Source organism: Pseudomonas sp. RIT-PI-q (genome assembly GCF_001297125.1).
Taxonomy (GTDB): domain Bacteria; phylum Pseudomonadota; class Gammaproteobacteria; order Pseudomonadales; family Pseudomonadaceae; genus Aquipseudomonas.
Map to the genome: position 1 here is coordinate 1 of NZ_LHPC01000032.1, position 17,069 is coordinate 17,069.

Sequence of the window (17,069 nt, forward strand, 5' to 3'; positions counted from 1 at the left end):
AGGTGCATGTTCCTTCCTTAGATCAACACTGACTTCCAGACACCGAAGTATGGAAGAGGAAGGAACGGACAACCTATATCGTAAGGCCGAGCGCAGGTTCTGCGCAGTGGGCAACCCGGCATGGATGGCCGATGGCGGCGGGCCCACGGAGCAGGACCGGAGCGAGGGCATGCCGAGCCTAGGCGAGGCACCGAACGAAAGGGGCAAGAGCCCTTGGTTACTTGGGGCTCTTCCAAGTGACACGCCGTAAGGGCGGAACCAAAATCAGCCGTTACCGCAACAATGGATATGTACACCTGAAAGAGAATTGGTCGGCTATCAGGCCGCCTTCGCTGGCAAGCCAGCTCCTACAGAGGATTGTAAAACTCAAACCCCACTCAACCCCTTGATCACCAAATCCACATTTCCCTCCAGCTCAGCCACCGGATCCTCGGCATCGGTACTCAACACCAGCAACCGGCTCCCTGCCTCGGTAATCGCAGCTTTCACCGCATCCGACGGCTGCCGATGATGCAACACCACCGCCACATCATTGTTCTTGAGCGTCGCACTCAACGCCTTTAACGCCTCAGGCGTCCACTCGGCATCCGGCCGCGCATCCAGCCCAACCAGCTCCAGATTCAGCCCGCCAATCAGGTAACCAAAGTGATCACTGAGGCTCATTACACTGAGATTATCGACACTGCCCAACCGCGCCTCGCTATCAGCGCTGAACTTGAGCAACCGCTGCTTGAGCGCCGCCAGATTGGCCTCGATCGCAGGCTTCGCCGCTGGCGCCAGGCGCACCAGATCCGCCGCCATCACGTCCGCCATCCGCCCCATGTTGTTACTGGAAAACCACGGCTGACTGTTCAACCCATCAACCTTGTTGCCAGGCTGCACGGCGATGCCGGGCAGGGCGCCGTCCACCGGGCGGGCGGCATCGACTTCGACAATACGAATATTGCTGCGCCGTGAAATCGGGTACAGCGGGTCATCCGCCCACAGCGAGCGCAGACCAATCACCGCATCGGCGTCAGTCGCCAGTTTGGCCAGCGCCGGCGCGCCGCGCCCGGTGAAGTACGCCGTCTGCCGACTACCCGGCAAATTGGCCGGCGCGGCACGTTCAAGGCTGACGTCGGTGCCCTTGAGCAGGACTTCACCCAGACCGTAAGTGATCGGCAAGGACGCCAGCACCCGCAGCGGCCTGGCACCGTCGACCGCAAACGATGTATTGACCAGCCCACACAGGGCAACAGCCAGAGTCAGTTGACGCAGAGAAAAAGACATTTATCCAAGGTTCCCTTTCAGGCTGGGGACAACGCCACGAGCAATAGCAGCGAGGGCGAAGGCGATACCGGCCACCAGAATGATCGCGGCGCCGGACGGGATGGGCAGGTCAAAAACAATCGGCGCGAGAATCCCGCACAGCGTGCTGACCGTGGCGATCAACACCGAACACCAGAAGAAGCCCTTCAGCGATTGGCTCAGCAAACGCGCCGCCGCCGCCGGAATCACCAACAGCGCGCCGACCAGAATTGCGCCGATGACTTTCACCGCCGCCACGGTGATCAGCGTCACCAGAATCACAAACAGGTAATCCAGGGTTTTCACCGCCACCCCGCGCACCGCCGCCAGTTGCGGGTTGAAACTGGCGAGCATGATGCGGTTGTACAGCGGCAAGGCCAGGGCCATGACCAGCGAACCGACGATGGCCAACACCAGCAGGTCATTGCCGTTGACGGTGAGCACCGAACCGAACAGCACGTTTTCCAGAATGTGCACGTTGATCTTGCCCGCCAGAATCAGCAGCAGACTGGCACCAAGGGCCAACGACACCGAGAGAAAAACCCCGATCAAGGTATCCGGCGCCAGGCCGGTTCGGTTGCGCAGGTAATTGAGCAGGATGCCAAACAGCAGGCAATAACCAAACAGGCTGCCGTAAGGTCCGGTGTACGGTTCGCCCAGCAGAATGCCGATGGCCACGCCCGTCAGCGCCGCGTGACCCACCGCTTCGGAGAAAAACGCGAAGCGCTTGACCACCACCAGCGTGCCCAAACCGCCCAGCACCGGGCCGATCAACAAACCGGCGAGTAGCGCGTTGACCACGAATCCATAGGCCAGCGCCTCGGGCAGATAACCCGAAGATGCCCAGCCCTGAACCATTAAACGAAAGGCTTCGTAGCTCATCAGGCAACGCTCCGTGGATGAGTGGAAAACAGCGTCAGCAATCGCTCCGGCGTCAGTGCCTGTTTCGGCGTGGCGTCGAACAGCACCCGACGATTGAGCCCGGTGACACGATCCGCCAGCCGCCCGACCGCTTCCAGATCGTGCTCGATCCACAGCACGGTGATGCCGCTCTGGCGCCAGTCGCCGAGCAGCCGTTCGAACACCTGAATACCGGCCTCATCGAGGGCCGACATCGGTTCGTCGAGCACCAGCAATTGCGGTGCGGGAATCAGCCCTTGAGCCAGCAACACCCGTTGGCGCTCGCCGCCGGACAACGCGCCCATGCGCCGTTTGCGTTTGTCCTGCATGCCGACCCGTTCCAGCGCTTCACCGATTGCCGCCGCGTAGTGCTTGCTCAGCCCGAGGAACGCCGGCCGCCGCTGACACATGGCGGCCATGAAGTCGTCGACGGTCATCGGCAAACCACGGTCGAACTCCAGCGCTTGCGGCACGTAGCCGATGGTTCCGGGCGTGCCCGGCCATTGCAGGCTCAAGCGGCCCTGATGCGGCATCTGCCCGAGCAGGGTCTTGATCAGCGAACTCTTGCCGCCACCGTTGGGGCCGACCAGCGCATGCACGCTGCCGGGGTGGACCTGGAAGGTCACTTGGTCGAGGATCGTCGTGCGCCCCAGGGTCCGGCTGACATCGGCAAAATCCAGAGTTGGACCCGAAACCTGTGGGAGCGAGCCTGCTCGCGAATGCGCTGTGTCATTCAGCGATGATGTTGACTGACGGGACGCCTTCGCGAGCAAGCTCGCTCCTACAGGGGACTCGCTGAGGGTTTCTTTGGCTGTCATGCGCCGGACTCCTGAATCGCCCGCACCACGGTGTTGAGGTTGCCGGTCATTTCTTTTTCGTACTTGTCCGCGCTGTATTCGCCATAGGAAATGTGCGACAGCGGATACAGCTTCACCCCGGATTCACGCTGGATGGTGTCGACGTAGGTGGACGGGAAATCCATCTCCGAGAAGATCACTTTCACATCCAGTTCGCGCAGTTGGTCGATGGTCTTTTTCAGTTGGCTCGGGCTCGGTTCGATGCCGTGGGCCGGCTCGACCACGGCGGTCACTTCGAGGCCGAATTCACGCAGCAGATAGTCGTAAGCTGCGTGCACCGTGGCCACCCGCAGTTCGGCATTCGGCGCCTGGGTCAGTTTCGCCAGGGCATCGGCGCGCATCTGCCGCAGGCGTTTGCCGTAGGCGCGGGCGTTCTGGGTGTAGGTCTTGGCGTTGTCTGGATCAAGCTTGCCCAGTTCCCGGGCGATGTTGTTGACCTGGGCAATCGAGGCGCTGATCGACAGGAACGTGTGCGGGTTGACCACCTTGCCGGCACCGCGCGCGGCGACGCCGGTGGCGGCCAGCAACGGCACTTTTTCGTTGGCTTCGATCACCGCGACGTTCGGCGTTTCGCTGGCGGCGATCATGCGGTCGGCGAAGTCGTCATGACCGACGCCGTTAAGCACGATCACATCGAGCCCGCTGATGCGCTTGATGTCTTCGGCGCGGGGCTCGTAGGCGTGCGGGTTGAAACCGGCCGGAATCAACGGCACCACTTCGGCCTTGTCGCCGACGATGTTGGCCACGTAGCTGTAATAAGGGTGCAGGGTGATACCGATGCGCAGGCGCTTGGCTTCGTCGGCACTCGCCAGCGGTGTCAGCATGCTGGCGAGCAGGCCGACCAGCAGCAGGCGCAAGAATGAACGTTGAGATGAAATAGGCATGGGCAAGCGGTCTTCTCTCGGGTGAAGGCGAGGGTTCAGTGCCGGTGCTGGCGGGTCACGCCGGCATCGAATTGCGCGACGATCTGCTGCCAGCCAGCGCTTTCGAGCGCGGCGTCAGTGAGCTCAGTCGGCGCAGTCAAGGCGTTGCCACGGTTGAGCCAGACGTCCGGTGCATCGTCGTCCACGGTCAGGCGCATCAGAAACGAACCGGCCACGGTCGGCACCTGGCTCTGCCCGAAGTACGCCTTGGCCTCGAGCAACTGCCAGGCATGGCCGCCACGGCTGACGGAGCTGGCGTCCTGGGCAAACGGCGCAAAGCCTTCATCGGCAAGGACTTGCGGCGTCGGCAAGGATTGTTGTTCCTGACGCAGCAGGTGAATCTCATCCAGCGTCACGCGCAGGTCGGCGTAGATCCCTTGTTCGGACGCGCTCAGGTCGCGGCGGGCATCCAGTTGATGACTGCTGACGCTGCTGATTTCCTGGGACTCATGACGCCAGGCAACCACCGAGCCGGCCACCGCGAGGATCATCAGGCACAACAGCAGCACATAAAGGGTTTCATGACCGGCACCGGCCGGGCGAACGACGTGCGTGGTTGGCGTAGTCATGGGGCTTCGATGTCCGCTTGGTCGATCTCGACGACGTGGCCGGGGCCGGCGTCGAACAGCACGTAGAACTCGGCGCCGGGCTTCTTGAAGGTCAGGGTCGAATCGGCACCGAGCTTGCCCGGCACGAGGATGGTTTCGTCGTAGCCGATCACGTCCAGCGTCACACCCGGCGCGCCGCTGCCGTCGGAGAAACCGCCGGTGCATTTGATCTGTTCGGCGTCGACGGCCTTGCACTCGCACATCGGGTTGTGGGCCAGGGCGCTGGTGCCGAAACCGGCGCAGAGCACCAGCAGCGCGGCGCTCAGAGGGCGAAAAGTCATGGTTTGCCTCCTTGTTGTTTCAGCCATTCGACGGTGGCGGGGGATGCCTGGCTCAGCGGGATGGACGCTTGATGCATGGCGCCGTCCCAACCTTCCATGGTGATCCACAGCTCGGCGTCGGCCTTGGTCTTTTCCGGAACCGGCAGCATCGCGCCCATGCGGTACGGCGTGCCGAAGAAAATCACCCCGGCGGCGCGCAGGCTGCGCGGTTTACCGATGCGCAGGTAAGTCGCCTTGACCTGCTCGCGGCAGCTGTCGCACAGCGCCGCGTTGATGTTCTTCATGTAGCCGGCCGGGCCGTCGAGCCTCGGTGCTTCATTGCGCAGCTCGGCCAGGCGCAGGCTCCAGGGGCCGACCTGGACCTCGCCGATTTCCCGCTCGCCCAAACCGGTATCACCGCGAAACAGCGCCGCGTCGGCGAAGTACTTGGGCATGAAACCCAGCGGGACCAGCAACAGCAGAACGTTGAGGTGGAAGCGCCATTTGTGCCAAAAACGGCTCAGTGTCGACGCTGGTTTTTCGGCCGCGAACAGGCTCATTGGCTGACCTCCGTGGTTTCACCGCGTGTGGCCGCAGCCGTCTCGTTGCGTGGGCGTTTAGTGCTGCGCTTGAGAGCGTTGGCCGTGGCCAGGGCGGTGCGCTTGGTCCAGATCAACAGGCCGCTAAGCACCATCATGCTCAGGATCAAACCGAAGAAGAACCAGATCAGCTTGATCCAGAGCCCACCGAAATCGCCGGTGTGCAGCGGGCGCATGGATTCGGTGACCAGCTCCAGGCCCGAGCGATCCGACAGCAGGCGGGTGGCGCCGATGTCACCGTTATAGGGGTTGATGTCGGCGGTCTGGAACATCAGCGGATACCAGCTGCGTCCGCCCACCGTCAGGTAGCTGTAGGCATTGGCGGGCAGGCTGACAAAGCTGTCGTCCAGGCCAGGAATGCGTTCCTTGGCCTCCTGAATAGCCGTTTCCAGGCTGATCATCGGTGCCGGCGAACCCTCGGCGCTCAACGGTACGCTTTCGCGCGGAACCACCAGTGCCACGGGCGCGGTGGAAATCGAGATCTGGTTATCGAACATGAACGCTTCGATCAGGAACCAGGTGCTGGTGACGGAAATCACCGCGATGAACCAGATCGACCAGATGCCGCTGAGGCGGTGAAAGTCGCCCCAGAAAATCCGCGCGCCGTGACGAATGCGCAGGGTCGGTCGGAAGAAGCCCTTCCAGAATTTCTTGTACACCACCAGGCCGGTGACCAAAGACGCCAACAATGGCAGGCTGAGGAACGACACCAAGTACCAGCCCCAGCTGTAGCCATTGGTGAACGGCACCAGCCACCAGCCATGCAGTGCGCGGGTGAATGCCTGGAAATTGAATTGTGGGGCGGTGCCCTGGATCACGCCGCTGTACGGGTTGACGTAAACCGTCACCGAGCGGCCATCCGGGTAGCTGACGCTCACGTCGAGGGCGAAGTGCGATTCATCGGGCCGGCTGATGCCCTCGACCAGGGTGTTGGGCTCTGCCTTTTTGATAGCCGCGATGATCTGGTCATAGCTGAGCAGCGGCGCATCGTCCGAGGGCTGGCTGGCGCGCATTTGCGGGTTGGCCAGCCAGACGATTTCCTGGCTGACCACCGCCAGGGTGCCGGTCACGCAGACAATCAGCACGAAAAACCAGATCGGCAACGCCAGCCAGCTATGGACCAGAAACCAGAGTTTTGAGCGGGATTTCTTCGACATGATTAAAGGTCTTGTTTCGATGAGAGGGCCGCGGCTTGGCCGTGGCTTTTGCCTACGCGGCCTGACTGCATCTCTATAAGACGAATGAGGATCCGAAATCCCGAAGGGCGATATGAAAGAAAATGTTTCCTGGTTCCTGCGGACGCATAACCCTGTGGGAGCGGGCTTGCCCGCGATGACGGCGGCACATCCAGCATCGATGTGCCTGAAACACCGCTATCGCGGGCAAGCCCGCTCCCACACTGGATCTGTGCCGAACACAAAAAAACTGTAGGAGCTGGCTTGCCAGCGAAGACGGCGGCACATTCAGCATCGATGTGCCTGAAACACCGCTATCGCGGGCAAGCCCGCTCCCACACTGGATCTGTGCCGAACACAAAAAAACTGTAGGAGCTGGCTTGCCAGCGAAGACGGCGGCACATTCAGCGTTGATGTATCTGGCGGACCGCTTTCGCGAGCAGGCTCACTCCCACAAGGGTTATGTCTTCACTTCAAGTGCAGTGGTGGGGCGATCCAACACGAAACATGGTTCACGGGATCACTCTCAGGCCATTGATGGGCCCGGTCGACTGCCTAAGATGGAGCGCAGACGCCTGTCACCCGCGAGCCTGAGCGAGTATTTCCATGACTCCAGCAAGAACCCTCTACGACAAACACATCGATTCCCACACGGTGTGTCGCCTCGATAACCAGGGCCATGTCCTGTTGTACATCGATCGCCAGGTCATCAACGAATACACCAGCCCCCAGGCCTTCAGCGGTCTGCGCGAGGCAAAACGCGGTGTGTGGCGGGCCGAAACCGCGCTGGCGGTGGTCGATCACGTCAACCCCACGGCGCCCAAGCGTGTTGCGGCCATGCCCGATCCCGGTGGTGCGCGGCAAGTGTCGTACCTGGCGGAAAACTGCCGGGATTTCGGCATCGAATTGCTCGACATTCTCGACAAGCGCCAAGGCATTGAACACGTGATCGCCCCGGAGCAAGGCTTCATTCTGCCGGGCATGGTGATTGCCGCCGGCGACAGCCACACCACCACCTACGGTGCCCTCGGCGCCTTCGGTTTCGGCATCGGCACCTCGGAGATCGAACACCTGCTGGCGTCCCAGACGCTGGTCTACAAACGCCTGAAAAGCATGCGCGTGACCGTGGACGGAGCGTTGGCCCCAGGGCTGACCTCCAAGGATGTGATCATGGCGCTGATCGGTCAGATCGGCGCATCGGGGGCCACCGGGTACGCCATTGAGTTTTGCGGTTCGACCATCGACGCGCTCAGCGTCGAAGCGCGCATGACCATTTGCAACATGGCGGTGGAGGCGGGCGCGCGAGGCGCGTTCATGGCGCCGGACGAAAAAGTGTTCACCTACCTCAAGGACAAACCCCGCGCACCGAAAGGTCAACTGTGGGAGCAAGCGATTGAACAATGGCGGGCCTTGCACAGCGATGCAGACGCGCACTTCGACCGAGAAGTCCATCTGGACGCCAGCGCGCTCGAGCCGATGGTCACCTGGGGCACCAGCCCGGATCAGGCCTCGCCGATCGGCGCTTGTGTGCCGGATCCGCTAGACGTCAGCGACCTGATCCTGCGCCAGGACATGCGCCGCGCCCTGAACTACATGGGCCTTGAGGCCGGCATGCCGCTGAGCGATATCGTCATCAGCCATGCCTTCATCGGTTCCTGCACCAATGCGCGCATCGAAGACCTGCGCGATGCCGCCAGCGTGGTGCGTGGCAAACACGTGGCCGGGCATGTGCGGGCGATGATCGTGCCGGGTTCCACCGAAGTGCGTAACCAGGCCGAAGCCGAAGGGCTGGCGGCGATCTTTATCGACGCCGGGTTTGAGTGGCGGCAGTCCGGCTGCTCGATGTGCCTGGCGAGGAACGACGACGTGCTGGCGCCGGGCGACCGCTGCGCCTCCAGCACCAACCGCAATTTCGAAGGCCGCCAGGGCGCCGGGGCCCGTACGCCCCTGATGAGCCCGGCCATGGTCGCCGCTGCGGCAATCACCGGTCGCTTGACCGACATCCGTCACTTTGGAGACCGCGCATGAGCCTGCAACCCTTCACCCAGGTCAGCGGCAAGGCCGCACCGATGCTCGCGGCCAACATCGATACCGACGTGATCATGCCCAAGCAGTTTCTCAAGGGCATCGACCGCGCGGGGCTGGATCGTGGTCTGTTTTTCGATCTGCGGTTTTTGCCCGACGGTTCGCTCAACCCCGAGTTCGTCCTCAACCAACCGGCGTGGCAAGGCGCGAGTTTCATGGTGGTCGGGCCGAATTTCGGCTGCGGATCGAGCCGCGAACATGCGGTGTGGGGCCTGAAGCAGATGGGCATCCGGGCGTTGATCGGCAGCAGTTTTGCCGGGATTTTTTATGACAATTGCCAGCGTAATGGCGTGCTGTTGATTACCCTCGATGAGGCGGTTTTACAAAAGCTCGGGCAAGTCGTCAGTCAGCCGGATGGCGCGCAAATCAGCGTTGATCTGGAAGCGCAGGAGATTCGCTTGCACGATGCTGAAGTGATCCCGTTCAAGATTGACACCTTGCGCAAGACTTCGCTGTTACTGGGCCTCGATGCCATCGGCAGCACACTGCAGCGTAGCGACCAAATCAAGGCCTTCGAGCGCGAGCACCTGACAGCCAACCCCTGGCTAGCCTGACACAACCCCCTGTAGGAGCTGGCTTGCCAGCGAAAGCGCCCGTTCAGCCAACATTGCATCGACTGGACGGACGCCTTCGCTGGCAAGCCAGCTCCTACAAGGAGGCATTGGCTTATACCGACAACCCCTTGAAATGCTCCTGCAAAAACTCCACACACGCGCGCAGCTTCCCGGAGTACGCCAGCCGCGTCGGGTACACCGCCCAGACATTCGCACTCTGGGTGTATTCAGGCAACAACTGCACCAACCGTCCCTGTTCCAGCAACGGATTCACATCCCACAATGACCGCAGCACCACGCCGCGCCCATCCAGGGCCCACTGCAAGACAATTTCCCCGCTGTTGGATGACAGCGGCCCGCTGACCCGCACGCTGTCCTGAACCCCGTCGCGCTGCAGATTCCACACGCCGAACGCGTTATCGCGCTCCTTGAGCACCAGGCAATCGTGTTGCTCCAGATCGCTCAACGCTTGAGGCGTACCCCGACGTTGCAGATACGCCGGCGCCGCGCAGAGCACTCTTCGGTTGCTCACCAACTGTCGGCCGATGTGCTGGCCGGGAATGTCGTCACCGACACGGATCTCCAGATCAAAGCCTTCGCTGACGATATCGACCACCCGATCGAACAGGTCCAGGCGAATTTCCAGGTCTGGATAACGCTCGGCCAGCAACGACAGGGCCGGGGCCACATGGTTACGGCCAAAACCGAAACTGCTGCACAAATGCAGACGCCCGCGAGGGCTGTCGTGGGCGTCAGAGAGTTCGTCATGCAGTTGCTGGAAATCGTCGAGAATCCGCAAGGCCCAGCGCTGGACCCGTTCGCCATCTTCGGTCAGCGCGATGCGGCGGCTGGTGCGGTGCAGCAGGCGGGTGCCGAGGGTGGTTTCGAGAATCTGGATGCGCTTGCTGACGTAGGCGGGCGACAGGCCCAGTTCATCCGCCGCAGCGGCGAAACCGCTCTTGCGGATCACGGTGAGGAATACACGCAGGTCTTCGGGTAGGGGCACGGTGTCTTTCTTGGTGGTCATGGCAGAACGAGCACTGGCGGCATGAGCCGCCAGCATAGCAGTGCGGCGCGGGAGTCAGCGCAGGAAAGCCAGCGCTTCGGCGAGCAATAGTTCGGGGGCTTCTTCGGCGATGTAATGGCCGGCGAGCAGCGCTTTGCCACGGACATCGGTGGCGACGAGTTGCCATTCCTTGAGCGGTTCGAAGCAGCGCCCGACCGTGCCGTCGGCGCCCCACAGCACCAGCAAGGGCAGGTTCAGGTGATGGCCGGCCTCGATGTCGGCGCGGTCATGTTCCAGGTCGATGCTGGCGCTGGCGCGGTAATCTTCGCAAATACCGCGCGCGGTGCCCGGCAGTTTCAGGCAGCGCAGGTATTCGTCGAAGGCTTCGGGGGTGAACGGTTTGAGCCCGGCGCTGCGACTGCCCATCACGCTGCGCAAATACGCTTCGGGATCGGCTTCGATCAGGGTTTCCGGCAGAGGCGCCGGGCGGATCAGGAAGAACCAGTGCCAGTACGCGCGGGCAAAGGCTTCGTTGGTTTGCGCGTACATCGACAGGGTCGGCGCGATGTCGAGCAGCACCATGCGTTGCACGGCATCCGGATGGTCCAGCGCCAGGCGATGGGCGACGCGAGCGCCACGGTCGTGGGCCAGCACCGAGAATCGTTCGAAGCCCAGGGACTGCATCAGCGCCACAGCGTCCTTGGCCATTTCACGTTTGCAATAGTGGGTGTGATGTTCGTTGGCCGGCGGTTTGCCGCTGTCGCCGTAACCGCGCAGGTCGGCGGCAACCACGGTGAAATGTTCGGCCAGTTGTTCGGCGATTTTGTGCCAGATGACGTGGGTCTGCGGGTGACCGTGCAGCAACAGCAGGCCCGGCCCGCTGCCGCCGATGCGGTAGGCGATGTCCACGCCGTTGACGTGGCGCTGGTCTTTGAGGAATCCGGCGAACATGGATGAGTCCTTGTTGGAGTTGCCTGCATCCTGAAATTGTTCAGCCCTTGGGGCAAGGCGTAAAGCGTGGTGTTTTTGTTCATGAAGTGTGTTCAAGGGGATGTTTGGTGTTGCTGATGGCCCCATCGCGGGCAAGCCCGCTCCCACAGGGATCTTCAGTGGACACAAGATTTGTGAACACCAGATCACCTGTGGGAGCGGGCTTGCCCGCGATGAGACCTTAACATTCAGCACAAAACTCAACCCTGGCTGAACATCTCCTTCGCCCGCTGCTCAATCTGCTCTTGCGTCAGATCCTCCTTGCGCGTGGCCAGGAACCACAGGTGCCCGTAGGGATCCTTCAACGTCCCCGAGCGGTCGCCATAAAACTGATCCTTGACCTCCGACACCACCGTGCCGCCGGCAGCAATCGCCTGTTTATAAGACTTGTCGACATCGGTCACATACAGGTGCAGGCCCACCGAAGGCGATGTGTCCGGATTGCTCAACGGTCCCTGATCGCATGGTGTACCGAGCATGATCGGGCAATCGCCGATGCGCAGTTCGGCGTGGCCGATGCCGCCGTCGGGCATGGCCAGGCGCATGACTTCGATGGCGCCAAAAGCTTTCTTGTAGAAATCGATGGCTTCAGCCGCTTTTTGAATGCCCAGGTACGGGGTGATGCTGTGATAACCCTCTGGAATGGGTTTGACACTCATGATGACTCTCCCTTTTGTTGTTGTGAATTGAAGATGGTCCTTCACCGTTTTCCGGTCGGATAACTATAGGTCAGCCCCTTTGCTGCATCCGAGTGCCCGACGAGCAGCAGCGCCACTGTTCAGCCATCAACAGTGAAGCAACAGATTGCCCGGCTTTCTTGCTGGGAAACCCTCGAAACAGCCCTGATCTGCCCGAAAACACGGGCGAAGGCGGTCAGGCACAGAAGCTGCAATGACTCGTGTAAACATTGGTACCGAGAGTCTTGTATGCCTGAATCTGCCGCTTATCCGATCAACCCGCCGGCCGCTCATCGGATCGCCGACGAAGCCGAAGCCCTGCGTGTAGCCGAACGTGTCGCCGCGGTCCTGCTGGAGCAGGACGCCGAGCGCGACCGCAGTCGCCAGGTGCCTGCCGAGATCGTCGACCTGTATTCCAACAGTGGCTTGTGGGGCATCAGCGTGCCGAAAGAATTCGGTGGTGCGCAGGTGTCCTACGCGGTGCTGGCGCAAGTCATCGCCATCATCTCGGCCGCCGATCCGTCTCTTGGGCAAATTCCGCAAAACCACTATTGCCTGCTGGAAGACATCCGCTTGCAAGGCACACCGGAGCAACAAGCGCATTTCTTCGGCCTGGCGCTGCAAGGTCATCGCTTTGCCAATGCGCTGTCGGAAACCGGTGGCAAGAATGTGCAGGACATCCAAGCAACCATTCGCCGCTATGGCGACGGCCATGTGATCAACGGGCGAAAGGGTTACTGCACCGGTTCGCTCTACGCCCACTACCTGGCGGTGCTGGCACTGGACGAGGATCAGAAGGGCCAGTTGGCCTTCGTCGAGCGCGGCACCCAAGGGCTGGTGATCGTCGACGACTGGGACAGTATCGGCCAGCGCACCACCTCCAGCGGCACGGTGTTGGCCGAGGACCTGCACGTCACGGCGTTCAACCTGTTCCCGACCTATCGTTCCTATGAAAGCCCGACCCTGGCCGGCCCGTTCGCGCAATTGACCACGGCGGCTATCGACGCCGGTATTGCCCGCGCGGCCCTGCGTGACACCGTTGCGTTCGTGCAGCAATTCGCCCGGCCATGGATCGACGCGGGTGTGGAAAAAGCCAGTGAAGACCCGCTGACCATCATTCAGGTTGGCGGCCTGGAAATTCGCCTGGAAGCCGCCGAAGCCTTGCTCGAACGCGCCGGTCGAGCGCTGGATGCCGCGCGCCCGGCACCCGATGAAGACAACGTTGCCCAAGCATCCCTGGCCGTGGCCAAGGCCAAAGTGCTGACCACCGAAATTGCCATTGAAGCGAGCAACAAACTCTTCGAACTAGGCGGCACCCGCTCGACCCTGAAGAAGCACAACTTCGACCGCCACTGGCGCAACGCCCGGGTGCATACCCTGCATGACCCGGTGCGCTGGAAGTACCACGTGGTCGGCAACTGGCTGCTCAACGGCGTCAAGCCACCACGCCATGACTGGTCCTGACCATGGCTGAGTGGTTCAAGCATATCTATTGGGCCGACATCGCCCAGGCCTGCCTCGACACCTTGAGCATGCTCGGCGCCGCGCTCGGTTTTACTGTGCTGCTGGGGTTGCCGCTGGGGGTGGTGCTGTTCCTCACCGGCAAACGCCAGTTGCACGAAGCGGTCGGCGTTTACCGGGTGCTGTCGGTGATCGTCAACATGCTGCGTTCACTGCCGTTCATCATTTTGCTGATCGTGCTGATTCCCCTGACCACGCTGCTGGTCGGCACCTCACTCGGCGTGCCGGGAACCATTCCGCCGCTGGTGGTGGGCTGCACGCCGTTCTTCGCGCGGCTGGTGGAAACCGCGTTGCGCGAAGTCGATCGCGGCGTGGTGGAAGCGACCCAGGCCATGGGCGGCACCACGTGGCAGATCATCCGCCACACCTTGTTGCCCGAGGCACGGGGAGGGCTGTTGGCGGCCGTCACCGTGACCGCGATCGTGCTGGTGGATTACACGGCCATGGCCGGGGTGATCGGCGGCGGCGGTCTTGGCGACCTGGCAATCCGTTACGGCTATCAGCGTTTTCAGACTGACGTGATGGTGGTCACCGTGGTGCTTTTACTGATCCTGGTGCAAGCCCTGCAAATGACCGGCGACCGACTGGTGGCGCGCTACAGCCGACGTTAACGATTCAATTCAACTCAAAAAAATCGGCCCCACGTCCACCCCACGACGGCCACTCAATCTGCCTAGGAGCACACCATGAAAAAGACCCTGGCCATTCTGGCTGCCTTGGTTTCGTTGAGCGTTCACGCCAACGAAAAACTCGTCGTCGGCGCCACGCCCGTGCCGCACGCGGAAATCCTCGAATTCGTCAAACCCACCCTGGCCAAGGAAGGCGTGGACCTGGACATCAAGGTCTTCACCGACTTCATCCAGCCTAATCAGCAACTGGCGCTGAAAAACCTCGACGCCAACTATTACCAGTACCGACCGTTTCTCGATGACTACAACAAGACCCGCCATACCGACCTGGTGCCGGTGGTCGGCGTGCACATCGAACCGTTCGGGGCCTATTCGACCAAGATCAAGAACATCTCGGAGCTGAAGGACGGCGCCACCGTGTCGATCCCCAACGACCCGGTGAACACCGGCCGCGCGCTGGTGCTGCTGCACGAAGCCGGGCTGATCAAACTCAAGGACCCGAGCAATACCCTGGCGACTCAGCGCGACATCGCCGAAAACCCCAAGCACCTGAAAATCCGTGAACTGGAAGGCGCGCTGCTGGCGCGTTCGGTGAGCCAGGTGGACCTGGCGTTTGTCTTCGCCAACTACGCCCTGGAAGCGGGGATCGACACCAACAGCGCGCTGATCGTCGAGAAGGGCAAGAGCCTGTACATCGAATTCCTCGTCGCCCGCCCGGACAACATCAACGACCCGGGCTTGCAGAAACTGGCCAAGGCGTTGAATTCCGATGAGGTTCGGCAGTTTATTTTGACCCGCTACAAAGGGCAGATTGCGCCGGGGTTTTAAATCTTCGTTGACGGGACGGACGCCTTCGCTGGCAAGCCAGCTCCCACAGGATTTGTGTCGTTTGCGAAAATTGTGAACGACACAAAACCTGTAGGAGCTGGCTTGCCAGCGATGGCCGCACCGCCTATTCCGGATCTGTCCCCGATTCCAACAGCCGCGCCCCCGACCCACGCTCCCCCAGCACATCGCCGAAGTTGCGCAACGGACACGCCTCCATCGACAAACACCCGCAACCAATGCAGCCATTCAACCGGTCCCGCAACAAGGTCAGCTGATTGATCCGTTCATCCAGATCCCGACTCCACTGCGCCGACAACACCTTCCAGTCCGCCGCCGTTGGCGCCCGATTATCCGGCAACGATTTCAACGCTTCACCAATCTCCGCCAATGGAATGCCCAACCGCTGCGCCACCTTGATCAACGCCACCCGCCGTAACACTTCCCGTGGATAACGCCGCTGATTGCCCTGATTGCGAAAACTTTTGATCAAGCCCTTGGACTCATAAAAGTGCAGGGCAGTGACCGCCACACCGCTGCGCGCGGCCACTTGGCCGACGGTGAGTTCCTTGTGCAGATTTTCTGAGGTGATCATTTGAAAAATGCCTCTTGACCTCTAGTTAACTAGAGGTTTTACCCTGCAGGCCTTCGGATCGCAAGATCCGGCTTACACGCGAGTGGGGACTATTCATGCACGTTCTAGAGAAGAATCGCAGCTTCACCCAACTGATCGAATTCGAGATCGAACCCCATCAACAGCCGGCGCTGGTATCGGCGCTGTCGAAGCAAACCGAGCGCCTGGCGCAGGGCTATAGCGGTTTCCTGAGTGCGAGCATCCAGGCCAGCGACGATGGCCGGCGCGTGCTCAACTACCTGCAATGGCAGTCCCGTGAGGCGGGGGAAGCCGCGTTTCGGAGTTTTGAAAGCGGCGAACAGGACTTCTGGCAACTCATCCGCGCGCATCAGGCGAAAACTGTGACCTTCGGTTCGTTCCAGGTGCTGCACAGTCTGGAACGCAGCCACGACAACGCGCTGCACTGCAATCTAGTGAGCTAGATCGACAACTGCATCAAGCGCTCGCCCTGCACATTTTCCGTGGGCCGGCGCTTGTTCACTGCCAGCTCGCCGATCTTGATCAGGCGCGTGCGGGTCACGTTGCGGCTCAAGCCGAGCAGGGCTGCGGTGTGCACCTGGTTGTAATGGCAGAAACGATAAGCCGCACGCAGCAAGGCGTCTTCGACTTTCTCGTGCAGCGCACCGGCCTGTTCCTCGAAGAGCTTCTGAAACGCGCGATCGAGCAACGCCTGTGCTGAATCGTCGACGCTGTTGTGGTGATCGTCCTGTCGCTCGATGCGCATGTTCGACAGGCGCAGGTCATCGCGTTCAATCACGCCGTTGCGGCAGATCAGCAGGGTGTGGTGAATGACGTTTTCCAGCTCGCGGATATTGCCCGGCCAACTGTAGCTGCGCAGTTTCAGCTCGGCTTCTTTGCTGATGGTGACGGTGCCGTAGCCGAGGCGCTGGCTGTAGGCTTCGACGAAGTGCCGGGTCAGCGGCAGGATGTCGCCGGGGCGATCGCGCAACGGGCTCAATTCCAGGCTGACCACGTCGAGGCGGTAGTACAAGTCCTCGCGGAAATGCCCGGCGTTGATGGCTTTTTCCAGCTGCACGTTGGTCGCCGCCAGCACTCGTACGTCAATCGGAATGCTTTTGCGCGAACCGAGTCGAACCACCTCGCGCTCCTGCAACACCCGCAGCAACTTGACCTGAATCGCCATCGGCAAATCACCGATTTCATCGAGGAACAACGTGCCGCCGTCGGCCTCTTCGAACCAACCGGCCTTGGCGCTCAGGGCGCCGGTGAAGGCGCCTTTTTCATGGCCGAACAACTCGGCTTCCACCAGCGATTCGGAGAACGCACCGCAGTTCACCGCCACGAATGGCCGGTTGCGCCGGGCACTGAGGTTGTGGATGTGCCGCGCCACGAGCTCCTTGCCGGTGCCGGTTTCGCCGATGATCAGCACGCTGGCTTCACTCGGCGCGACCTGTTGAATGTGCGCAAGCAAGGCTTGGGATTTCGGGTCTTCAAACACTTGTGCGGTAGCGCGGATCGAAGTGGCCAGGGCGGGCGAGGGCGGTAGGGTCAGAAGTTGCATGGGGCAGGCTCCATGAA

The 17,069-nt window shown here is 61.4% G+C and carries 19 protein-coding genes; 6 read left to right on the forward strand and 13 right to left on the reverse strand.

The genetic code is table 11. The features are described 5' to 3' along the window. Positions 1-366 precede the first annotated feature (366 nt). Genes AEQ67_RS17370 through AEQ67_RS17405 form a run of 8 tightly spaced genes read right to left on the reverse strand, consistent with a single transcriptional unit; the run spans position 367 to position 6,591 of the window. A complete protein-coding gene (locus AEQ67_RS17370; protein ID WP_059405068.1) occupies positions 367-1,269 on the reverse strand; it encodes a metal ABC transporter substrate-binding protein in 903 nt (300 codons plus the stop codon). Next, complete coding sequence (locus AEQ67_RS17375; RefSeq protein ID WP_003226663.1) at positions 1,270-2,169, reverse strand: metal ABC transporter permease; 900 nt, start codon at positions 2,167-2,169, stop codon at positions 1,270-1,272. Continuing rightward, entirely contained in the window at positions 2,169-3,005 is an 837-nt protein-coding gene (locus AEQ67_RS17380; protein ID WP_059405069.1) for a metal ABC transporter ATP-binding protein, read from the reverse strand. Before AEQ67_RS17380 ends, AEQ67_RS17375 begins: the two co-directional genes overlap by 1 nt. After that, complete coding sequence (locus AEQ67_RS17385) at positions 3,002-3,928, reverse strand: metal ABC transporter substrate-binding protein (RefSeq protein WP_059405070.1); 927 nt, start codon at positions 3,926-3,928, stop codon at positions 3,002-3,004. The genes AEQ67_RS17380 and AEQ67_RS17385 overlap by 4 nt, the downstream gene beginning before the upstream one ends. Positions 3,929-3,963: 35 nt before the next feature. Continuing rightward, positions 3,964-4,536 carry a DUF6162 family protein gene (locus tag AEQ67_RS17390; protein WP_059405071.1) on the reverse strand — a complete coding sequence of 191 codons (573 nt, stop codon included), beginning with the start codon at positions 4,534-4,536 and terminating at the stop codon, positions 3,964-3,966. Further along, complete coding sequence (locus tag AEQ67_RS17395; RefSeq protein WP_059405072.1) at positions 4,533-4,856, reverse strand: hypothetical protein; 324 nt, start codon at positions 4,854-4,856, stop codon at positions 4,533-4,535. Before AEQ67_RS17395 ends, AEQ67_RS17390 begins: the two co-directional genes overlap by 4 nt. After that, positions 4,853-5,395: a hypothetical protein gene (locus AEQ67_RS17400; protein ID WP_059405073.1), complete on the reverse strand. Its 543-nt coding sequence runs from the start codon at positions 5,393-5,395 to the stop codon at positions 4,853-4,855. Before AEQ67_RS17400 ends, AEQ67_RS17395 begins: the two co-directional genes overlap by 4 nt. After that, positions 5,392-6,591 carry a PepSY-associated TM helix domain-containing protein gene (locus tag AEQ67_RS17405; protein WP_059405074.1) on the reverse strand — a complete coding sequence of 400 codons (1,200 nt, stop codon included), beginning with the start codon at positions 6,589-6,591 and terminating at the stop codon, positions 5,392-5,394. The genes AEQ67_RS17400 and AEQ67_RS17405 overlap by 4 nt, the downstream gene beginning before the upstream one ends. A gap of 624 nt (positions 6,592-7,215) precedes the next feature. Here AEQ67_RS17405 and leuC point away from each other — a divergent pair. Both leuC and leuD read left to right on the forward strand, forming a co-directional pair. Then, positions 7,216-8,637, forward strand: coding sequence for a 3-isopropylmalate dehydratase large subunit (leuC, locus tag AEQ67_RS17410; RefSeq protein ID WP_059405075.1), 1,422 nt, complete (start codon positions 7,216-7,218; stop codon positions 8,635-8,637). Further along, on the forward strand, positions 8,634-9,248 hold the full coding sequence (gene leuD / locus AEQ67_RS17415) for a 3-isopropylmalate dehydratase small subunit (protein ID WP_059405076.1): 615 nt from the start codon (positions 8,634-8,636) through the stop codon (positions 9,246-9,248). The genes leuC and leuD overlap by 4 nt, the downstream gene beginning before the upstream one ends. Before the next feature lie 112 nt (positions 9,249-9,360). Here the strand turns inward: leuD and AEQ67_RS17420 are convergent, their stop codons facing one another. The 3 genes from AEQ67_RS17420 to AEQ67_RS17430 form a co-directional block, all read right to left on the reverse strand. Continuing rightward, positions 9,361-10,311 (reverse strand): LysR substrate-binding domain-containing protein, encoded by a 951-nt coding sequence (locus AEQ67_RS17420; RefSeq protein WP_059405077.1) that lies wholly within the window; start codon positions 10,309-10,311, stop codon positions 9,361-9,363. Between the two features lie 18 nt (positions 10,312-10,329). Then, on the reverse strand, positions 10,330-11,205 hold the full coding sequence (locus tag AEQ67_RS17425; RefSeq protein WP_059405078.1) for an alpha/beta fold hydrolase: 876 nt from the start codon (positions 11,203-11,205) through the stop codon (positions 10,330-10,332). Positions 11,206-11,444: 239 nt separating this feature from the next. Continuing rightward, positions 11,445-11,903, reverse strand: coding sequence for a VOC family protein (locus AEQ67_RS17430; RefSeq protein ID WP_059405079.1), 459 nt, complete (start codon positions 11,901-11,903; stop codon positions 11,445-11,447). A 267-nt stretch (positions 11,904-12,170) separates the two neighbouring features. On the opposite strand from AEQ67_RS17430, the gene AEQ67_RS17435 reads away from it, so the two are divergent. The 3 genes from AEQ67_RS17435 to AEQ67_RS17445 all read left to right on the forward strand — a co-directional run bounded on the left by AEQ67_RS17435 (position 12,171) and on the right by AEQ67_RS17445 (position 14,899). Continuing rightward, complete coding sequence (locus AEQ67_RS17435; protein WP_059405080.1) at positions 12,171-13,385, forward strand: SfnB family sulfur acquisition oxidoreductase; 1,215 nt, start codon at positions 12,171-12,173, stop codon at positions 13,383-13,385. Between the two features lie 2 nt (positions 13,386-13,387). Continuing rightward, on the forward strand, positions 13,388-14,053 hold the full coding sequence (locus tag AEQ67_RS17440) for a methionine ABC transporter permease (RefSeq protein ID WP_059405081.1): 666 nt from the start codon (positions 13,388-13,390) through the stop codon (positions 14,051-14,053). 75 nt (positions 14,054-14,128) lie between these two features. After that, complete coding sequence (locus AEQ67_RS17445; RefSeq protein ID WP_059405082.1) at positions 14,129-14,899, forward strand: MetQ/NlpA family ABC transporter substrate-binding protein; 771 nt, start codon at positions 14,129-14,131, stop codon at positions 14,897-14,899. A 124-nt stretch (positions 14,900-15,023) separates the two neighbouring features. Here AEQ67_RS17445 and soxR read toward each other — a convergent pair whose 3' ends face one another. Continuing rightward, complete coding sequence (soxR, locus tag AEQ67_RS17450; RefSeq protein ID WP_059405083.1) at positions 15,024-15,491, reverse strand: redox-sensitive transcriptional activator SoxR; 468 nt, start codon at positions 15,489-15,491, stop codon at positions 15,024-15,026. Positions 15,492-15,586: 95 nt separating this feature from the next. Between soxR and AEQ67_RS17455 the strand changes: the two genes are divergently transcribed. Continuing rightward, positions 15,587-15,952 (forward strand): antibiotic biosynthesis monooxygenase, encoded by a 366-nt coding sequence (locus AEQ67_RS17455; protein WP_059405084.1) that lies wholly within the window; start codon positions 15,587-15,589, stop codon positions 15,950-15,952. Here AEQ67_RS17455 and AEQ67_RS17460 read toward each other — a convergent pair. Beyond that, on the reverse strand, positions 15,949-17,052 hold the full coding sequence (locus AEQ67_RS17460) for a sigma-54 interaction domain-containing protein (RefSeq protein ID WP_059405085.1): 1,104 nt from the start codon (positions 17,050-17,052) through the stop codon (positions 15,949-15,951). The genes AEQ67_RS17455 and AEQ67_RS17460 overlap by 4 nt on opposite strands. Positions 17,053-17,069 lie beyond the last annotated feature (17 nt).

What these genes read in the sequence shown, in the direction of transcription:
- AEQ67_RS17370 (WP_059405068.1), bottom strand. Translation starts at nt 1,269, where the DNA reads ATGTCTTTTTCTCTGCGTCAACTGACTCTGGCTGTTGCCCTGTGTGGG.
- AEQ67_RS17375 (WP_003226663.1), bottom strand. Translation starts at nt 2,169, where the DNA reads ATGAGCTACGAAGCCTTTCGTTTAATGGTTCAGGGCTGGGCATCTTCG.
- AEQ67_RS17380 (WP_059405069.1), bottom strand. Translation starts at nt 3,005, where the DNA reads ATGACAGCCAAAGAAACCCTCAGCGAGTCCCCTGTAGGAGCGAGCTTG.
- AEQ67_RS17385 (WP_059405070.1), bottom strand. Translation starts at nt 3,928, where the DNA reads ATGCCTATTTCATCTCAACGTTCATTCTTGCGCCTGCTGCTGGTCGGC.
- AEQ67_RS17390 (WP_059405071.1), bottom strand. Translation starts at nt 4,536, where the DNA reads ATGACTACGCCAACCACGCACGTCGTTCGCCCGGCCGGTGCCGGTCAT.
- AEQ67_RS17395 (WP_059405072.1), bottom strand. Translation starts at nt 4,856, where the DNA reads ATGACTTTTCGCCCTCTGAGCGCCGCGCTGCTGGTGCTCTGCGCCGGT.
- AEQ67_RS17400 (WP_059405073.1), bottom strand. Translation starts at nt 5,395, where the DNA reads ATGAGCCTGTTCGCGGCCGAAAAACCAGCGTCGACACTGAGCCGTTTT.
- AEQ67_RS17405 (WP_059405074.1), bottom strand. Translation starts at nt 6,591, where the DNA reads ATGTCGAAGAAATCCCGCTCAAAACTCTGGTTTCTGGTCCATAGCTGG.
- leuC (WP_059405075.1), top strand. Translation starts at nt 7,216, where the DNA reads ATGACTCCAGCAAGAACCCTCTACGACAAACACATCGATTCCCACACG.
- leuD (WP_059405076.1), top strand. Translation starts at nt 8,634, where the DNA reads ATGAGCCTGCAACCCTTCACCCAGGTCAGCGGCAAGGCCGCACCGATG.
- AEQ67_RS17420 (WP_059405077.1), bottom strand. Translation starts at nt 10,311, where the DNA reads ATGCTGGCGGCTCATGCCGCCAGTGCTCGTTCTGCCATGACCACCAAG.
- AEQ67_RS17425 (WP_059405078.1), bottom strand. Translation starts at nt 11,205, where the DNA reads ATGTTCGCCGGATTCCTCAAAGACCAGCGCCACGTCAACGGCGTGGAC.
- AEQ67_RS17430 (WP_059405079.1), bottom strand. Translation starts at nt 11,903, where the DNA reads ATGAGTGTCAAACCCATTCCAGAGGGTTATCACAGCATCACCCCGTAC.
- AEQ67_RS17435 (WP_059405080.1), top strand. Translation starts at nt 12,171, where the DNA reads ATGCCTGAATCTGCCGCTTATCCGATCAACCCGCCGGCCGCTCATCGG.
- AEQ67_RS17440 (WP_059405081.1), top strand. Translation starts at nt 13,388, where the DNA reads ATGGCTGAGTGGTTCAAGCATATCTATTGGGCCGACATCGCCCAGGCC.
- AEQ67_RS17445 (WP_059405082.1), top strand. Translation starts at nt 14,129, where the DNA reads ATGAAAAAGACCCTGGCCATTCTGGCTGCCTTGGTTTCGTTGAGCGTT.
- soxR (WP_059405083.1), bottom strand. Translation starts at nt 15,491, where the DNA reads ATGATCACCTCAGAAAATCTGCACAAGGAACTCACCGTCGGCCAAGTG.
- AEQ67_RS17455 (WP_059405084.1), top strand. Translation starts at nt 15,587, where the DNA reads ATGCACGTTCTAGAGAAGAATCGCAGCTTCACCCAACTGATCGAATTC.
- AEQ67_RS17460 (WP_059405085.1), bottom strand. Translation starts at nt 17,052, where the DNA reads ATGCAACTTCTGACCCTACCGCCCTCGCCCGCCCTGGCCACTTCGATC.